Below are 17,909 nucleotides of genomic sequence, written 5' to 3' on the forward strand. Positions count from 1 at the left end.
AAATAAAGAAAACCCATTCTAGTAAATTATTACCAAAATGGGTTTAAATATATTTTTAGAAATTTCTACCAATCTTCGTCATCCTCAGCTGGCTTATCTTCTGTATCTTTTTTCTTCTTTTTCTTTTTCTTTTTAGGTTTATCCTTAGGTTGTTCCTCAGGTTCATCATCATCCGCTGGAATTTCATCCATTTCACCTGAAGTTTCCTCGGCACCTTCTTCTACAGTTTCTTCCTCTTTCTTCTTCTTGCCAAATAAACCTTTCTTTTCTTCGACAATCAGGTTACCAGCAGAGTCATACTGTGGTAATTTCGCCAATGAATCTGCCTCATATTTAGACATCTTAATGGCATCCTTTTCATCCAAAACTCTTTTCGGTATTAAATAATGCTTTGGTTTCCATATCTCATACCATTTACGTTTTACTAAGTACATTGAATCTGGTACAATGAAGAAACCCGCTCTCATACTATCTTCTTTGGCAACCCTTTCCGAATATCTTTGCATATAAACATACCCATCATACATCATTGGAGGTAAAGAGTCTGAAGTATTGTCCACCTCTTCATCTTCTTCTTGTTTCGGTAAATCTTTTGCTACTTTAGAATCATCATATCCTGGACCTCCACCAAAAAGCATATTTTCAAGTGAATCAGATGATGATACCAAATAAATACTATCTTCAGGAATAAAATCTACCACTGAATCTTCAGCATCCAATATTTCTGGATACGGATTATGTTGAAGACCTATTATATTATTAGGGTAATTTGAATTTGCTAATCTTCTATCTTTATTGGTCAATTTACCATAAAGACCTCCTCTTTGCTCTAATAAACCCGTCCAATCTTTATCTCTAGAAGCAAATAGTTCTTCTTCTTTTACCTCTACCGAATCATCATCCGTGTAATAGCTTATGTAACTTACTTTACCTTTTACAGTATAAGTGGTATCTCCAAGACCATAAAAAAAATCTTCTAAGGTATCGGGAGTACTTTTTACATAATATAAACTATTGGGATCGTCTTTCTGGTAGAAGGAACTTATGTAAGCAGGGCAAACTTTAGGCACACAACCATCGAGTAAGAACGTAATAGCTAATAAGATTATATATAAAAAAGTTTGTTTCATAAATCAATTATCACCTTGAGTGTTATCAAGTTGCATAGGTCTAAATAATTTAATTTCTAAACGTGAATAATCTATTTATAACAATTATGATATATGAAATCTATAGTTCAATAGCTTAAAATAGACCGTTGTAGTTTAATTATAAATTTGAATATACTACTTCCAATTAGATCAAAAAAAGAAAATGTAATTTTATTCAATTATTGATCTTCACTATTTTAATCTGAGTACGAACCATACTCTCTATAAATCAATAGGATACAAACATATAAAGTGCCAAAAAAAGTTAAGATTATAATCAATTGGATCTATTCATGATTTTTTGGTAATTTTGCACCGAATTCGCATTAATATGAAGTCAATTATTTCAGAAATAAATGTTTTAGTCCGTAAGGAGATCGCTTTAGAGTGGAGAGAAAGATCCAATTTGAATGGATTAATTCTTTACACCATAAGTACCATTTTCGTTTGTTACCTTAGTTTCAATCAACGAAAAGTTGAACTATCTCCTATAACATGGAATACTTTATTCTGGATCATCCAACTTTTCACAGCACTAAATGGAGCCTCAAAAAGTTTTACACAAGAAGGCGGTGGTCGACACTTTTATTATTATCAAATGGTCAGTCCTCAATCCATTATCTTATCAAAAATTATCTACAATGCATTATTAATGGTGTTAGTAGCATTTTTAGGATTAGGAGTTTACAGTGTCGTTTTGGGTAATCCAATTCAGGATCAAAGTATGTTTATTTTATGTGTTGGACTTGGGGCATTAGGCTTTTCCTCTTCTCTTACAATGGTTGCTGGAATTGCTTCAAAAGCACAAGGAAATAATACTTTAATGGCTATTCTAGGATTGCCGGCAATTTTACCAATGATTTTAATGTTAATCAAAGCATCCAAAAATGCTATGGATGGATTAGCAAGAAGTCAAACATTGGATGAAATAATGGTTATTCTAGCTATTGATGTTATTGTAATAACAGTTTCATTTCTTCTCTTCCCTTATTTATGGAGGAGCTAAACTATAATTAAATATAAAAGCAATGAAAGGTGCTTGGTGGAAAATAACCGCATTAGTATTACTAGCATATACTCTGATTGGAGGCATGCTATTAGAAGTACCAAGATTGGATATCTTGAATGAGACAATTCGCAATCTGTATTTCCATGTTCCGATGTGGTTTGGGATGATCTTAGTGTTATTAGCATCTATGATTTATTCAATCAAATATTTAAGATCTAATGATTTAAAACATGATCTTTGGGCGGTTGAATTGGCCAATACAGGTATTCTTTTTGGTATACTTGGTATTGTAACAGGAATGATCTGGGCTAAATTTACTTGGGGAGCTTATTGGAGTGGTGACCCTAAACAAAATGGAGCAGCAGGCGGTTTAATGTTTTACTTCGCATACATTATATTAAGAGGATCATTTAAAGATGAAGAGCAAAAAGCACGTATTGGAGCAATCTTTAATATTTTTGCTTTTGCCGTATTTATCCCTTTGATTTTTGTTTTGCCCCGTCTTACAGATTCATTACATCCAGGAAACGGTGGTAACCCTGGTTTTAATGCCTATGATCTTGACAGTAAGTTAAGATTAGTATTCTATCCTGCAATTATTGGTTGGACACTACTTGGTGTTTGGTACACAAGTCTAAAAGTGAGAACTAGAATTGTAGAAAATAAACTATTAGAAAACGAGTAAACTTTATATATTATGAAAAAGATACTTTCAACTATCACGTTATTTTTAATGACAGTGATTGCTGCAGTAGCTCAAAATAAAACTCCGATTACGCAAGATGATTATACAAATAGTTCTGTAGAAATGGCAGATATCCTTCGTCAAGATGGTAAAATTTGGGTAGTTGTTGCTGTTATCGTGGCTTTATGGTTAGGTATGACTATTTATCTTTTTATGGTAGATAAAAAAGTGACGAAATTAGAAAAATTGATTGAAGACCAATAAAATATAAAAATATGAAAAAGTCTCACATCTTTGGTTTAGTAATCATTGGCATTATGATAAGTATCCTTGTGGTAACAGCAGGAGATGCAAGTCAATATGTTGATTTTAAAGAAGCGTATAATCTTGCTGCTGATGGAAATGATGCTAAGGTTCACGTTATTGGTGAACTTCAAAAAGATAAAAATGGAAATGTAATTGGTATTGATTACAATCCTGCAAAAGATCCAAACTACTTAGCATTCACTCTTGTCGATGATAAGAATGTCGCTAAAAAAGTGGTTTGTTACTCTCCTCCAGCTTCTATGAGAGATTTTGAAAAATCTGAAAAAGTTGTTGTGATTGGCAGAGCAAAAGGAAAAAATCAAGAATTCCTTGCAAGTGAAATCTTGATGAAATGTCCTTCGAAATATGAAGAAACTAAACTATAATTTAGTTGACTAAAGAAGCCTTCCAGAGTATTTTTTCACTTTGGAAGGCTTTTTTTATGCTTCAACTTTCTTAGTAATATGACGTTTTACATCCCTTAATTTTGCATTAGTAAACGAAAGTAGATAATCTGACAATGTTTCATCACTTAATCGTGATCTATCTATTTCAGTATCATATATAATCTCTTTGCCTTTACTAATATGTTCTAGAAAGTCTTCTCTTAATTTAGAACAATAAAGAACTTTTTCTTTAGCTTCAGAATAGCCAAGATTATGATTTTGAATCACTTTGGAGATTCTGTATTCCAAAGAACTATTAATTCTTACTTTCAATGCATTGTCTAATTCTTCAGCAAAATGACACCCACCTTTCCCTAAGATTACTACATTTCCTCTTTTAAAGTAAGAGTGCATAATAGCTTTTAAACTCTCCGTAAGTTGAGTATCTAGTTTATTATAATCAGGACCAAAAGAATGAATCACTTGTTCAAAAAAACTTTTCTTTTCTAAAGGGATATAATGTTCAATGATACTCGATTCTAACTTTAGTTTTATCGACAAATCTTTTATGACATTTGTATCTATTAATATCCATGGTTTCGGATGTAGATCATAGCCGATTTGTTGAGCATTCAGCTTTCTAACTAAATGTTTTGCAACATCTCTTATCCCTGTTCCATAACCTCTTGACAAAGCAACAACAAGACCTTTATACTGTCCTTGTTTTACTCGAGGTGCTTTGAATTGAAGTTCAATATTTTTGACAAGCTGAGAATAGATTTTTGCATCCATAAGTAAAGTGTTTAATTGGTTATTTTTATTAATTGTAATTTAAACACTTACTGAATCGATTCAATTGATGTAAATCACCATTTAAAGATGATATTTCAGCTTTTTTATTCAGATGACATTGTCTCTGCAGCTGATATCAATAATGAAGAACTGATTCTTTTCTTGAAATTGGGATTGATATACTCAAAATTAATTTCTCCATTTTGACGAACAAAGAAAACGGCAGGTACTGGCAACATTCTATGTGTACCACCAGTTGACATTACGATATCCATCCCAAGATTAGAGAATTTATTAAACTCTTTTTCTGATAATTCAAAAGCTAAGCCGAAGCTTTTTGCCGCTTTCATATCACTATCTGAGTACAACGCATAATTCATCATATGCTTGTCATACGTCATGGATAAATGATCTGGAGTATCAGGAGAAATGGCAATTATTTGATAGCCAATACTCACCAAATAATCAGAAACTTCACCTAAGCCAGATAATTGACGATTACAATAAGGGCACCATCCTCCACGATAAAAAACCAAAATAGTTGGTTTCTTTTTCATTTCTTTTTTTAGGTTGACTTCATTTCCTTCAACATCACGAAGGATAATATCATCTGGAATATATTCACCAATAAGCAAAGGTGAAATATCTTGAGCCGTTGTAGGAACTTCTTGACCAAATGAAAAAGTAGAAGTTAGTCCAATTAGAATAAATGCTGAAATTAATTTTAGAATATTAGTTGTTTCAACAGGCCTTTTAACTTTCAAGGAAGTGTACATAATTGTATAATTAGTCAGTGTGAATACACAAAAAATATAGATAAATACAAAAGAGACGAATGAGTATACTATTCTTTACTCTTTTTGATAACTTACTTAATATGTCATTTGTTTAACGAAATAAATCAAAAAATATTTTTTAGGTTTTAAATACTATTGATTTTCATATTGTTAAAATTTTTGGATCATATCAAGGGTAATTTATAAAATTCTTATCGAAAGAAGCAGTTTTTATATTCTTTATCTGTAAAAAATGTTATTTTTCCATAAGTATATTATTTAATCTTGAATGAGAGGATACACACATTATTTTTTAACCTTACTCTTATCATTTTATTGTTCTTCAATTTCTGCTCAACATCGTAAAGATAGTCTAGACCTTTCTAGATATGTTAGAGATGTCAATGACAAAATTTCTGGTAGTATCTATCTATCAAATTCCAAATTGACATTGTTATTTAATAATTATCCGCCTACAAATTGGTGGGATAATGATGCACTAATTAGAAGGGAACGACCTAAAGATGTTGTGTACGTTCCTAACAATAGTTATTTGATAGGTCTAGGAATCAGCTTTGGTAACTTAGGAGTGAGAGCCAGTATAGAAACACCTATTTCAGAATATGATGAAGAACTATATGGTAGTTCTAGTGTATTTCGACTTAGGGTCGATGGCTTTATAAAAAAATGGTATTTAGATGCAGAATACTATCGATATTCTGGGTTTACAGATTCAAATGTAGCCGTTTATGATAGTACATGGAATTCTCCTAGAAAATTAATCAGAGAAGATATTATCACAAGGTCTTTGAACTTCACTGGTATTCGTTTTTCTAATAAAAAATTTAGCTATAAAGCGATATTCAAACAAAAAGAAATACAATTAAGAAGTGCATTTACAACCTATTTTAAGGTCAGGTTTAGATCCGAAAATTATAATGCTGCAGAGCCTTTCCTACCTCCACTAGCAAGAAATCCAACGTCAAAGTATGGAACAATGAGTAGATTGGATATGAACGACCTTACTCTACTTGGTGGGGTAGCCGCAACTGCAGTAAAAAATGGTTTTTATATTGGAGGAATGCTTGGTATTGGTGCTGGTGCCCAATATCAAAATTACCTATTAGATGATGGTTCAGGTGGTCGATTTTCTTTTATTCCTGCTCTTGATGTTAAAGCATCAGCAGGATATAATACACAGAGAATGTTTATTACACTTCAATTAAATTCTGAGATTACTTACACGGTATTCCCTTCCATAATAGAACAAGAATTCTTAGCTATAAGTTATTTCACCAACTTTGAAATCAATTGCGGTTATCGCTTTAATATGGGACCACAACTTAGTAGGACGGTAAAATGGACCAACAGTTTTATTAATAATACATTAGATGCTGTATTTGGTAAACACAATAAAAAAGAGAAGAAACAATAAATGTCCTTCTCTTAATATTAATAATATAATTGGTCGTTATTAAAATGATCCTCTCAATTTATAGGTATCAGCAACTTTTGTAATTGCTACCATATAAGAAGCGATCCTTAATGAAACATTATGCTTTTCTGCGATTGAAAAAACTCTTTCAAAAGCTTCTTTCATAATACGGTCACTTCTTCTATTTACTCTATCTCTCGTCCATTTGTAACCTAAACGGTTTTGAACCCATTCAAAATAAGAAACTGTTACACCACCAGCATTTGCTAAAATATCTGGCACTACGACAATACCTTTATCATGAAGGATTTTATCCGCTTTCGCACCTGTAGGACCATTTGCACCTTCAACAATTAATTTCGCTTTAATCTTATCAGCATTTTTGTTATTAATAACATCTTCTTTTGCTGCAGGCACTAAAACGTCTACATCTAATTCTAATAATTCATCATTAGAAATCTTTTCACCACCTGTAAAACCTTCTAATGTTTTATAAGTGGCTCTATATTCACTAGCCTCTCGTAAATCAATACCATCAGGATTAAAAAAGGCTCCAGTGTGATCTGAAATTGCTTTAATTTTCAACCCTTTTTGTGCTAAAAGTTTAGCTGCATTACTACCAACATTTCCAAAGCCTTGGATTGCTGCAGTTGCTCCATTTGGATTAATCTTCATTTTTCTCAAAGCTTCCATAGCAGAAACCATCACTCCTCGTCCGGTTGCTTCTACTCTACCTAACGAGCCACCTAATACGAGAGGTTTACCCGTTACTACTGCCTGAACAGTTTTACCTTGAGCTTTTGAATATTCATCCATAATCCAAGCCATCTCTTGAGGGCCAGTTCCCATATCTGGTGCTGGTATATCGATATCAGGACCAAATATCTCGTACATTTTTACGGTATATGCACGGGTTAATCTTTCTAATTCTCCCTTTGACATACTTGCAGGATCACACTTGATCCCACCTTTAGCACCCCCATAAGGAATATCCACTACGGCACATTTCCATGTCATCCAAGCTGCTAAAGCCTTCACTTCATCTAGGTTTACATCCATATCATAACGAACACCACCTTTAGAAGGACCTAATGTATTTGAGTGTATCACGCGATAACCCTCAAAAACCTTTTTATGACCATCATCCATTACAATTGGTAATGAAACAATGACTTGTTTAGCTGGACTTTTTAGAACTTCATATGTTTCTAAATCTAGTCCTAATTTCTCCGCTGCGATATTAAATCGCTCCATCATAGACTCGAACGGATTCTCCTTATCAGTAATTGGTGCAGGTTCAATGTACCCCATCTTACAAAATATTAAATGTAAAAATTACGTTTATGAATACAAATACCTAAAAAAGGTTTTAAATAACCAAATATTTCAATTGAAATCATCTTCAAAAAAAATGCAAACTATTTACAATCAATAGTATAAAAAATCATCTATTCGGAGTATTGCCGATTGCTGTAAGATAAACAAGTCAAAAAGAAGAATTGTGAAGACTCACTTTCATTGATTGCAGAAGTAACTTTTTTGGTGCCAGTATGAATGAAATGATTGTCATACCAGTGACTTATTCCACCGTTTCTATATTTTTCAATGTTTAAAGCAGGCGAATAATCTTTGTATACAACGACTTCACAGTCATCTTTATATTTTAATCTATCTGAAATTTTATAGAAGAAACTATCTCTACTCACATGAATAAATGCCACTTTTTTATGATCTGCATAGGCTTGAATATTTTCTACAGGTAAGTCATTTCGTAAATTTCGAGCAGAATAAGTATTATCCCATTGCATTTGCCCTGTTTCAGGATCAAACCCACAAGCAATTACTCTTTTATATTTACATTCCAATGGGAAAGGAGATCCAATTGGTAATTTATCTACATTCATTGCATAAGGAATATACTCTCCTTTTCTTACGATTTGATTTTCATAATTCTGAACAAAGCTTTTAAATGGTGGAACCTCAGCTTTTGAAAAGAAACTTTCAGTACTGTACTTGGCATCACTTGAGTAAGGATAAATAAAATCAACCTCTTCCATTACAAAAACAACTTGTCCATTCATAAATTGAAGGTTATGTTCTTGTAATGATAAATGATGAGGAATGACTTTATCTTTTTCTCTTTTATTGTCAAAACGCTGTTGAATCTGCTCTTGTTGTTTTTCGCTTAAATGACTATTGAAGTTATTGAAAAATAGAAAATCATAGAATTTAGGTCTTAAACGATATCCTTTTTTACCTACTGCCATAGTGTAAACGCCTTGAGCATCTTGTTCATAATTTCCAAGACCATATGTACCAATTAGCATTAATTCTCCATTTGTATTATGATAGGGTCTGAAAGTTAAATAGCTATACTTTCTTTGATGTTCTTCAAAATATTGTTTATCCAACTGACCATCACTGTTGTAGTCATTAATATAAACTCCTCTATGCTCGCTAGACATCTCTGCTTTGATCACTACCGTTAATAAATCAACTTTATGATCCCATTTCATACAAACAATTCCACCTTTCAATTGATTTATTGAAGGAAGTATTTTTCTTTTCCCCGTATCAAGTTCCCATCTTGAAATAAAAGGTCTTTGCTCAGCTGCACCACCTAGAAAACAGATATTATCTTCAATCTCAAAATAATGAACAACCATTTTCTCAACATTTCTGTAATAGAAAACTTTATGAAAACCATTATCTAGTTGAATTCTTAAAACTTGATACGTTCTCTTTGAGGATTGCATTAAGAAATAGGCATATTTTTCATCGTAGTCTTCACGAATGATGTCTCCATAATGACTTAATGTTATTTCCTTTACCCATTTCTTTTGGAAATTAGACTTCACGTAAGTGACTTCCAACTCAGAAATAATATCTCTTTTTTCACCAGCATATCTATTTCTCAGTACGAGTAGACCTTGATCTCCCATTGGGTTGATATGATAATTTCCATCATACTCATGAAGCATAGGGAATTTGATAGTATTCTCTTCAAAAGTTTGGGAAAAACTCAAAATAGAAACACTAAGCAATGCAATAAGACAAATTAGGGTACGATAATATTCTGTTTTCATGAGATTGATAGTTGATAAAGTGAAGTATAATAACTAGGTCTATATTAATGAGTCATAGAAAATAGTACACTTCTTTAATTTAGGTTAATCGAAATAATGTACTTTTGTAGTATTACTTTTTTGATGAAGGTTTAATTTTTTTCATATAGAAGAATAATACTGATCTTTCAGGGCTATTAACAAACGTATCCATCACCGTTAAGTACAAAAACTTTTATATATAGTACTTCTCCAATAATGGTTTATTACAATTTAAAAAACGATTTTGAATAAAACGAAGCTTAAACATATAAATATCAACTACTTAACAAGAAAACTTTTAATAACTTCAAGTTATCTTTTTTTTGTCCTATTTCTATTTTTCATAATTATCAAGATCCTTTTTCCATATCGAGTACATACTTCATATGGTCAAGTTGTTATGTCTTCTGAGAAAAATATTATAGGTGCAAAACTGAATAAAACTGATAAGTGGAGATTATATGTAGAAAATGAGAACGTTTCACCCTTTTTCAAAAAGGCGATTATAGAAAAAGAGGACAAATGGTTTTATTATCACTTCGGAATCAACCCAATAGCAATCACTAGAGCTGCATTTAACAATGTATTTTCTGGGAAAAGAACTTCTGGTGCATCTACAATCAGCATGCAAGTGATTAGACTTTTAGAACCAAGAGAAAGAACTTATAGCAACAAAATCATTGAGGCATTTAAAGCTATCCAACTAGAAATTACCTTTTCTAAAGAAGAGATATTAAACCTTTATTTAAATCACATACCATTTGGTGGAAATATTGAAGGGATTCGTGCGGCGTCTTTACTTTATCTTCAAAAAAAACCTCTTTTAATGAGTCCGGCTGAAGCTACTTTACTCTCAATCATCCCTAATCGTCCTACATCATTAGCAATTAATAGTTCTAAAAAGACCTTAACAGAAGAACGAAATAAATGGTTATTTAAATATCATCAGCTTGGAGTCTTATCCAAAGAAGCTTTATCAACAGCACAAACTGAACCTATCTATCTGCAAAGAAAAAAGTTTGATGTTATCACTCCTCATTTAAATCAGAGGTTGTTTCAAAATCACCCTAATCAGTTAAATTTCAACACTTCAATACAAGAAAATCATCAAGTCCAAATTTCTTCGATAGTAAAAAATTATGCACGTAAAACACAATCGATAGGTATTGAAAATGCTGCAGTTTTAGTGATTGATAATAAAACAAAAGAAATTATCACTTATGTTGGCTCACAGGACTTTAATGATAATTCCAAAGCTGGACAAGTAGACGGTGTTAAAGCAATCAGATCTCCAGGAAGCACCTTAAAGCCATTAGTTTATGGACTTGGGTTTGACTTAGGTTATATTACTCCAAAAGAAGTTGTATTAGATGTTCCTATGAATTTCGGTACTTATAGTCCACTTAATTATGATCAAAAGTTTCGAGGAGCAGTAACAGTAAAAGAGGCATTATCCCAATCACTAAATATTCCTGCAGTAGACCTTTTAAATGAAATTGGACTTCATCTATTTATTGATAAGTTAATTCAAGCTGATTTTCAAAAAGTCCAAGCTCAAAAAAAACGATTAGGATTATCTACAATTTTAGGTGGATGTGGTGTTTCACTAGAAGAGCTTACAAAACTATATTCAGCTTTTGCTACTAAAGGTATTTATAAACCTATTCCATTATTTAATGATGAAAAAATACATAAAGATAGTGCTGAATTATTAAGTGAAGAAAGTGCATTTTTAATTCATGAAATATTATCAAATTTAAAACGCCCTGATTTACCTAACAATCCTCAGAATAGCATTAACACTCCTCAAATTGCATGGAAAACAGGAACTTCCTATGGTCGAAAGGACGCTTGGAGCATTGGTTATAATTCAGAATATACTGTTGGTGTGTGGTGTGGAAATTTTTCAAATGAAGGCATACAAAAGCTTACTGGTGCTGAAATAGCAACACCACTATTGTTTTCTGTTTTTAGAAGTCTTTATCCATCAAAAAATGTTATTCAAGAAGAATTAGAACTTCCTGATAATTTATTTGAGAGAAGTGTCTGCTCTGTTACAGGTTTAATTCCGGAAAATTCTTGTAAACATGTCATTACAGATTGGTATATTCCTTTGGTTTCCTCTTCCACAAAATGCACACACAGTAAAGTCGTATTTATTGATCAAAATGAAACATTTTCTTACTGTTCTAAGTGCTTGCCCAAAGACGGTGGTTATATAAAGAATGAATATCCAAACCCTCCTGAGGCATTGGTAAGGTATTATTTGGATGAAAATATTCCATTTGACTCACCTCCTCCTCATAATAAAAATTGTGGTAATACGATTACCGGAAAACCACCAGAAATTATCTCTCCATTAGACAATAGAACTTATTATACATCAGTGAGTAATGCTGAATTAGAACTAAAAGCCATCACTTCCAACGATGTAGATTATGTTTTTTGGTATGTAAATGATATTTTTAGAGGAAAAATTAGCAAGAAAGAAACATTCTTCTACAAACCTAAGGTAGGAGAAAATAAAATTTCATGCAGTGATGATAAAGGTAGAAATACAGATATCCTTATCTTTGTCAAGTAAAAACTCGTATTACAGAATACAAAAAAAACAATTAGAAATACGCCTTAAACTATATGATCGAGCTTACCGGACTTATCGGATTAGGATTTTTTGCACAATGGTTAGGATGGAGAATTAAAATTCCTGCAATCCTTCCTTTAATACTTATTGGTCTTATAGTAGGCCCTTTTTCGACTTATCTAACATCTGATGGAAGTAAATTTATAGATGGTGATAAAATATTCCATGGTGATTTACTTTTTGATGTAGTTAACCTTTCTGTTGGATTAATTCTTTTTGAAGGAGGAATGACTTTAAAACTGAAAGAAACTAAAAATATTGGTAGTGTTATATGGAGATTACTTTTCTTTGGCACTGTTATAACTCTAATTGGAGGAGCTATTGCGACACACCAAATCATGGGAATGAGTTATCGTATCGCGTTTCTTTTTAGTGCATTAATTATTGTAAGTGGACCTACTGTTGTGGGACCTTTACTGAGAAATATAAAACCAAATGCTAGAATAAATACGATTTTAAAATGGGAAGGAATTCTTATAGACCCTATTGGTGCATTAACTGCTATTTTAATTTTTGATTTCATTATATCTGGCCAACCTAATGAACAATTAAGTCTTTTTGCTTTAAAAGGATTTATTCTTTTGACCTTATCAGGACTATTTGTTGGTGGTGTAGCTGCATTTATTACCACAAAAGTATTAAATCAAGAACTCTTACCTGATCATTTAAAAAATACAGTAATCTTAGGTTTTGTTATTGCAACTTTTGCACTTTCTGATGTTCTTCATGCAGAATCAGGTTTGTTAGCAGTAACCGTTTATGGGATGATATTAGCCAATACAAAGGTCACTTCTTTAAAATCTATTTTACATTTTAAGGAAGATGTTACTTTAATATTAATATCCTTTCTATTTGTGATGTTATCATCTAGAATGAACATTAGTGATTTAAAAGCATTAATGAACTTAGATAGTTTATTGCTTTTTGTAGTGATCATTTATGTGATTCGACCTATAATAGTATTCTTGAGTACACTTGGCACTACTTTATCGTGGCAAGAAAGAGTTTTTATTTCATATATCTCTCCTAGAGGTATTGTAGCGGCTGGTGTTGCTTCTTTATTTACATTAAAGTTAACACAAGGATTAGCACCTATAACTGATGCACAAGTTGAAGAAGCAAAACTATTATTACCATTGACCTTTATGATCATTGTAGGTACTGTAGTTTTGCAAGGTTTAACTGCTAAAACATTAGCTAAAGTATTAAAAGTTACACGTCAAGAACCAAATGGTATCTTGTTCTTAGGTGCAAGTGAAATAGGTTTATTTTTAGCAGAAATTTTACAGCAATACCATATTCCTGTTATGGTTTCAGATACTTCTCAACATAATTTAAGAGAAGCCAACAAAGCAAGAATTCCAATATATGAAGGTAGTATTTTATCAGACGGAGCTTTAGAATCAGTGGATTTTTCAGCATATGGTCAACTTTTTTCCACTACCTCCAACAATGAAATCAATATTTTGGGTAATAGAACGGTATCTCAAGAATTAGGGATGAATAAAGTATTTCGTCTTGCTTCTAAATTAGAAGTAGAAATGCATCCCCTTGAGCGTCCACAACATTTATTATTCAGGGGTAAATATGATTTCATTGGACTATCCAACTTAATTCGTAAAAAACATCATGTCAAAAATGTAAAAGCAGAAAAGACTATGGATCAAGAAGAATCTCATGAATTTTTTGATCAATTAGACCTTCCATTATTTATTATCCATGAGAATAATCACATATCTCCAATAACAGACTCTATCACAGAAGTGACTGAAGGAGACGAAATTGTGTATATAGACTTTAATGAATAACAAATCCTCACATTTTAGGTTAATTAAAGCTAAAATATTTTGATAAATTTTAGACTAACATTATTTATGTAATTAATATGATGATAATGTGAAGTTATCATAGATAGTAGGATAAGTAAGAATGAAGAGAAGAGTAGCTATAGATATAGGCAATACTTTAATGAAAGTTGGCTTTTTTCAAGACAACGATTTAGTTAAAGTTAGTGTCTTTAATGAAGCAAAAGAACTTATTAAAGCATTAAAAGACTACTCTTGTGAATGTATTGGTATTGCAAATGTGGGCAAAATTGAAAATAATTTAGTCCAAGAATTAGAAAAAGAGTTTGATGTTGTTATTATTACATCGGATTTGAAATTACCGTTCATCAATCGTTACGCAACTCCTAAGACTTTGGGTGTAGATCGCATTGCTGCTATTGTAGGTGCAATGGGAATATTTCCAAATGAAAACTGTCTTGTAATTGATATCGGCACTTGTGTCACATATGATTTCGTCAATAAAAACAATGAATATTTAGGTGGTGGAATATCACCGGGAATAAATATGAGATTAAAAGCGATGCATTCATTTACTGCTAATCTTCCTTTACTAGAATGGAATGGAACCGATATTAATCTAATCGGTGATAGTACCAATTCATGTATGTTATCGGGAGCTGTAAATGGAATAACCGCTGAAATTGACGGTATAATTGGTCAATATGAAGCAAAATATGGTAGAATTAATAATTTACTATGCGGTGGAGTTGCAAATACTTTTGAATCTAAATTAAATTCAAGCATCTTTGCAGACCGAAATTTGGTTCTCAAGGGAATCGACAGTATCCTGAGATTACATGTATAGAAAAATTAATCATATCATTCTAACTTGCCTTTCAATTTTAGCTTTTACATCAACAGTAATCGCACAACAAGGCAATGCTCCATTCACAGCGATTGGAGTCGGAAATCCTGTAGACGCTGCCTCTGTACGTAACAAAGGTATGGGATATACAGGTGTAGGACTTGCAAGCTATGGTCATTCCAACTTGCTAAACCCTGCTACATTAACTTACAACAACCTTACGCTTTTTGAAATCGGTTTATATACCGAACAAAGAACGTTGGTCGCAGATACTCAAACTCAGGCCGAATATGGTGGAGGTTTGAGTTATTTAACTTTTGCGTTCCCTGTAAGTCAACGTTGGACTATGGGTGTAGGTTTCAAACCTTACACAGTAGTTAATTATAGATTTTCTCAAAAGGATACTTTAAGTATTCCTGTAAATGGGCAAATGACACCAGCAAAATACTACGGTATCCAAAACGAAGGATCAGGAGGTATTAACCAAGTTTACTTCTCAAATGCGTTTCGTGTTGCAAAAGGCTTATCGATCGGTTTAGAATTAGCGTATAATGTTGGTATTATTGAAAAAGTAACAAAAACTGAATTATTGGATGGTTCAAGTGATTTCATCTCAGCGAGAGGTCTTCGTTTAAACTATACAGGTTTAGTTTATAAGCCAGGTATTTATTATTCTAAACACTTCGGTGCAAAAGAAAGAGGTTCTAGAATAAACTTTGGTGCAACATATACATTTGAGCAACAAATCAATGTAAAACGTTTAGAAGATATTCAAACGCGTTCTACAACGGATCTTGTTCTTAACAGAGATACAATTATGATTGATCATTCTCAGCATGCAATTATGCCAGAAGAAATCGCAGTTGGTCTTAGTTACGAATTAGTAGGTAAATTTGCTGTTGCAATTGATTATAAGACACAAAAATGGTCACAATTCGAAGACTATGATGGTTCTGGTGGATTGAGTGACTCATACAAAGTAGGTATAGGTATGGAATATACAAGCGATTACCTATCTACTAGTTATTTAGATAGAATTACATATAGAGCAGGATTTTCATTTGGAGACACTCCTTATGCTGCCTATGGTCAAAAAATTAAAGAATATATAGTGACAGCTGGTATTGAATTTCCAATGGGCTTTTCATCCCTATCTTTGTCAGGGGAATACGGATGGATGAAGTCTGAAATTCAAACAAGTAATACTTTTGAAGATCGTCGCTATCAATTAAATATAGGTGTAACAATCAACGATCGCTGGTTTGTAAGGCGAAAAATCAACTAATCAATCATATTTCAAAAAATGAAAAAGTTAGCAACCTTTCTATTAGGACTAATGTTTGTAGCGAGTATCGCTCAAGCACAAGAAGAAGGATCAGAGGCCGCTAAGGACAACGGTTTAACTGAACAAAAAGCTGCTGATGGTAGCGTGAAAAAAGGATGTGATGCAAGAGGGTATTGCTGGGGTGAAAATGTAGAAGAGACGAAGTCTAAGTACACTTTCTTCTCTGATAATATGAAAGCTAAGAATTATGGTCAGGAGACAATTGACGCATTTAATTACTTATATGCTAATGCTCCATATGTTCATAAAAACCTTTATATCTACGGTTTAAAATTATACAAAGCTTTAGTTACTACAGAGTCTAAGAAAAAAGATGCTGCAGATAAAGAACTTGTGATTAAGTACGAAGATATGGTACTTAAACTTTATGATGACAGAGGTAAATATTTTGGTGAAGCTGATAAGTGGGAATCTCAAAAAGGTAAATATCTTTACAGATATGTAAAAGATCGTCCTGATTTTGAAGATAGACTTCCTGAGTACTATAACTTCTACAGAAAAATTGCAGATAGAGACGGTGTTAAAACTGATGATTCTAACATGTCTGCTTATGTTGCAATTGTCGCTAAGCTTCATATTAAATATAAGAAAGCTGTTCAAGCATTCAATAAAGATCCTAAGACAAAAGCTCAAAAGTCTGCTATCCTTACTGCAAACTCAGTAATTGAGAACAAAGATGGAAAGTATACTGATGATCAAATCAAAGAATATACAGCAAAAAAAGCTGCTGCTGAAAAAGAATTAGAAAACCTTTCTACTCAATTCGAAACAAATGATCCAGAATTCAAAAAGTATAAAGCTTATGACGAAAACTGGTTAATGGATGAGTACGATTATGTTTCTGAAATCGCAGGTAAAAATATTGCTACTGCAGAAGCTGCTAAAAAAGAGAAAGATGTGAAGTCTTGGACTCGTATCCAAACTATGGCTGATAAGTACATCATGGGTATGTTAGATATCGACTGTGACTTTATCAACGAGAAGTTAGGTGCTAAATTCAAAGCTGATCCTACTGATATTGCAACTGCTAAGAAAATCTTCGGTTACTCTATCCGTAAAAAATGTACTGATGGTCCTTACTTCTTAGACGCTGCATTAGTAGTTTATGAAGCAGATCCTCAAGCTGCAATGGCAAGTGTAATTGCTGGTCAATACATCAAAAAAGACGATATCGACAAAGCTATTGAGTGGAAAGAAAAAGCGATTGAATTATATGCTGAAGATCCGCACAAACAAGCTGAGACTTCTATCGACCTTGCTAAATTATACAACAAAAAAGGTTTAAAATCTCAAGCTCGTGCTCAAGCTTATAAAGCAATTGAGTTTGATAGCGAAGTATCTAAAGAAGCTTATACATTCATTGGTGACCTTTACATGGGTTCTTACAAACAATGTTTCGATTCTTCTGAAGATAACGTTCACGAAAGAGCTTGTTACTTAGCGGCATATGATATGTACGCTAAAGCTGGTGCTTCTTCGAAGATGGCAGCTGCTCAAAAGCAATTCCCTTCTAAATCTGATGTATTTACATTAGCTGCAAAAGGTTATGCTGAAGGTAAAGCATTACAAGTTGGATGTTGGATTGGTGGATCAACTACTTTAAGAGTTCGTCCATAGTTCA

The 17,909-nt window shown here is 32.5% G+C and carries 15 protein-coding genes; 10 read left to right on the forward strand and 5 right to left on the reverse strand.

The features are described 5' to 3' along the window. Positions 1 to 65: 65 nt before the first annotated feature. A complete protein-coding gene (locus ACXAHM_RS02205; RefSeq protein ID WP_474958761.1) occupies positions 66 to 1,130 on the reverse strand; it encodes a hypothetical protein in 1,065 nt (354 codons plus the stop codon). Between the two features lie 352 nt (positions 1,131 to 1,482). Between ACXAHM_RS02205 and ACXAHM_RS02210 the strand changes: the two genes are divergently transcribed. The 4 genes from ACXAHM_RS02210 to ACXAHM_RS02225 are packed head-to-tail and all read left to right on the forward strand — an operon-like array spanning position 1,483 to position 3,537. After that, positions 1,483 to 2,157, forward strand: a complete 675-nt coding sequence (locus tag ACXAHM_RS02210) for a heme exporter protein CcmB (protein ID WP_474958762.1) — start codon at positions 1,483 to 1,485, stop codon at positions 2,155 to 2,157. Between the two features lie 22 nt (positions 2,158 to 2,179). Beyond that, a complete protein-coding gene (ccsA, locus tag ACXAHM_RS02215; RefSeq protein ID WP_474958763.1) occupies positions 2,180 to 2,845 on the forward strand; it encodes a cytochrome c biogenesis protein CcsA in 666 nt (221 codons plus the stop codon). Positions 2,846 to 2,857: 12 nt separating this feature from the next. Next, the gene (locus ACXAHM_RS02220) at positions 2,858 to 3,109 is read left to right on the forward strand and encodes a CcmD family protein (RefSeq protein WP_474958764.1); all 252 of its coding nucleotides are present in this window, start codon (positions 2,858 to 2,860) and stop codon (positions 3,107 to 3,109) included. An 11-nt stretch (positions 3,110 to 3,120) separates the two neighbouring features. Beyond that, positions 3,121 to 3,537 (forward strand): cytochrome c maturation protein CcmE domain-containing protein, encoded by a 417-nt coding sequence (locus ACXAHM_RS02225; protein ID WP_474958765.1) that lies wholly within the window; start codon positions 3,121 to 3,123, stop codon positions 3,535 to 3,537. 54 nt (positions 3,538 to 3,591) lie between these two features. Here the strand turns inward: ACXAHM_RS02225 and ACXAHM_RS02230 are convergent, their stop codons facing one another. Continuing rightward, positions 3,592 to 4,329, reverse strand: coding sequence for a cytidylate kinase-like family protein (locus ACXAHM_RS02230; protein WP_474958766.1), 738 nt, complete (start codon positions 4,327 to 4,329; stop codon positions 3,592 to 3,594). A 104-nt stretch (positions 4,330 to 4,433) separates the two neighbouring features. Next, on the reverse strand, positions 4,434 to 5,105 hold the full coding sequence (locus ACXAHM_RS02235) for a peroxiredoxin-like family protein (protein WP_474958767.1): 672 nt from the start codon (positions 5,103 to 5,105) through the stop codon (positions 4,434 to 4,436). Positions 5,106 to 5,394: 289 nt separating this feature from the next. Here ACXAHM_RS02235 and ACXAHM_RS02240 point away from each other — a divergent pair, with 289 nt between their 5' ends. Further along, positions 5,395 to 6,540 carry a DUF4421 family protein gene (locus tag ACXAHM_RS02240; protein WP_474958768.1) on the forward strand — a complete coding sequence of 382 codons (1,146 nt, stop codon included), beginning with the start codon at positions 5,395 to 5,397 and terminating at the stop codon, positions 6,538 to 6,540. Between the two features lie 39 nt (positions 6,541 to 6,579). Here the strand turns inward: ACXAHM_RS02240 and ACXAHM_RS02245 are convergent, their stop codons facing one another. Together ACXAHM_RS02245 and ACXAHM_RS02250 are read right to left on the reverse strand one after the other, a co-directional pair. Continuing rightward, on the reverse strand, positions 6,580 to 7,851 hold the full coding sequence (locus ACXAHM_RS02245) for a Glu/Leu/Phe/Val family dehydrogenase (protein WP_474958769.1): 1,272 nt from the start codon (positions 7,849 to 7,851) through the stop codon (positions 6,580 to 6,582). 137 nt (positions 7,852 to 7,988) lie between these two features. Further along, positions 7,989 to 9,626, reverse strand: coding sequence for a hypothetical protein (locus ACXAHM_RS02250; RefSeq protein ID WP_474958770.1), 1,638 nt, complete (start codon positions 9,624 to 9,626; stop codon positions 7,989 to 7,991). A gap of 265 nt (positions 9,627 to 9,891) precedes the next feature. Here ACXAHM_RS02250 and pbpC point away from each other — a divergent pair, with 265 nt between their 5' ends. From pbpC to ACXAHM_RS02275, 5 genes are all read left to right on the forward strand, one after another. Beyond that, on the forward strand, positions 9,892 to 12,231 hold the full coding sequence (gene pbpC, locus ACXAHM_RS02255) for a penicillin-binding protein 1C (RefSeq protein ID WP_474958771.1): 2,340 nt from the start codon (positions 9,892 to 9,894) through the stop codon (positions 12,229 to 12,231). 53 nt (positions 12,232 to 12,284) lie between these two features. After that, positions 12,285 to 14,099, forward strand: coding sequence for a cation:proton antiporter (locus tag ACXAHM_RS02260; protein ID WP_474958772.1), 1,815 nt, complete (start codon positions 12,285 to 12,287; stop codon positions 14,097 to 14,099). Positions 14,100 to 14,220: 121 nt separating this feature from the next. Further along, positions 14,221 to 14,943: a type III pantothenate kinase gene (locus ACXAHM_RS02265; protein WP_474958773.1), complete on the forward strand. Its 723-nt coding sequence runs from the start codon at positions 14,221 to 14,223 to the stop codon at positions 14,941 to 14,943. After that, complete coding sequence (gene bamG, locus ACXAHM_RS02270) at positions 14,936 to 16,228, forward strand: BamG family beta-barrel-assembly machinery protein (RefSeq protein ID WP_474958774.1); 1,293 nt, start codon at positions 14,936 to 14,938, stop codon at positions 16,226 to 16,228. Before ACXAHM_RS02265 ends, bamG begins: the two co-directional genes overlap by 8 nt. 18 nt (positions 16,229 to 16,246) lie before the next feature. Continuing rightward, a complete protein-coding gene (locus ACXAHM_RS02275) occupies positions 16,247 to 17,905 on the forward strand; it encodes a tetratricopeptide repeat protein (protein ID WP_474958775.1) in 1,659 nt (552 codons plus the stop codon). Positions 17,906 to 17,909 lie beyond the last annotated feature (4 nt).

The organism is Flammeovirga sp. AWQ4_249 (assembly GCF_056161045.1).

Coding starts and splice junctions, on each gene's coding strand:
- ACXAHM_RS02250 (WP_474958770.1), bottom strand. CDS start 9,626: ATGAAAACAGAATATTATCGTACCCTAATTTGTCTTATTGCATTGCTT.
- ACXAHM_RS02240 (WP_474958768.1), top strand. CDS start 5,395: ATGAGAGGATACACACATTATTTTTTAACCTTACTCTTATCATTTTAT.
- ACXAHM_RS02210 (WP_474958762.1), top strand. CDS start 1,483: ATGAAGTCAATTATTTCAGAAATAAATGTTTTAGTCCGTAAGGAGATC.
- ACXAHM_RS02225 (WP_474958765.1), top strand. CDS start 3,121: ATGAAAAAGTCTCACATCTTTGGTTTAGTAATCATTGGCATTATGATA.
- ACXAHM_RS02245 (WP_474958769.1), bottom strand. CDS start 7,851: ATGGGGTACATTGAACCTGCACCAATTACTGATAAGGAGAATCCGTTC.
- ACXAHM_RS02275 (WP_474958775.1), top strand. CDS start 16,247: ATGAAAAAGTTAGCAACCTTTCTATTAGGACTAATGTTTGTAGCGAGT.
- ACXAHM_RS02265 (WP_474958773.1), top strand. CDS start 14,221: ATGAAGAGAAGAGTAGCTATAGATATAGGCAATACTTTAATGAAAGTT.
- ACXAHM_RS02230 (WP_474958766.1), bottom strand. CDS start 4,329: ATGGATGCAAAAATCTATTCTCAGCTTGTCAAAAATATTGAACTTCAA.
- bamG (WP_474958774.1), top strand. CDS start 14,936: ATGTATAGAAAAATTAATCATATCATTCTAACTTGCCTTTCAATTTTA.
- ccsA (WP_474958763.1), top strand. CDS start 2,180: ATGAAAGGTGCTTGGTGGAAAATAACCGCATTAGTATTACTAGCATAT.
- ACXAHM_RS02220 (WP_474958764.1), top strand. CDS start 2,858: ATGAAAAAGATACTTTCAACTATCACGTTATTTTTAATGACAGTGATT.
- ACXAHM_RS02235 (WP_474958767.1), bottom strand. CDS start 5,105: ATGTACACTTCCTTGAAAGTTAAAAGGCCTGTTGAAACAACTAATATT.
- ACXAHM_RS02205 (WP_474958761.1), bottom strand. CDS start 1,130: ATGAAACAAACTTTTTTATATATAATCTTATTAGCTATTACGTTCTTA.
- ACXAHM_RS02260 (WP_474958772.1), top strand. CDS start 12,285: ATGATCGAGCTTACCGGACTTATCGGATTAGGATTTTTTGCACAATGG.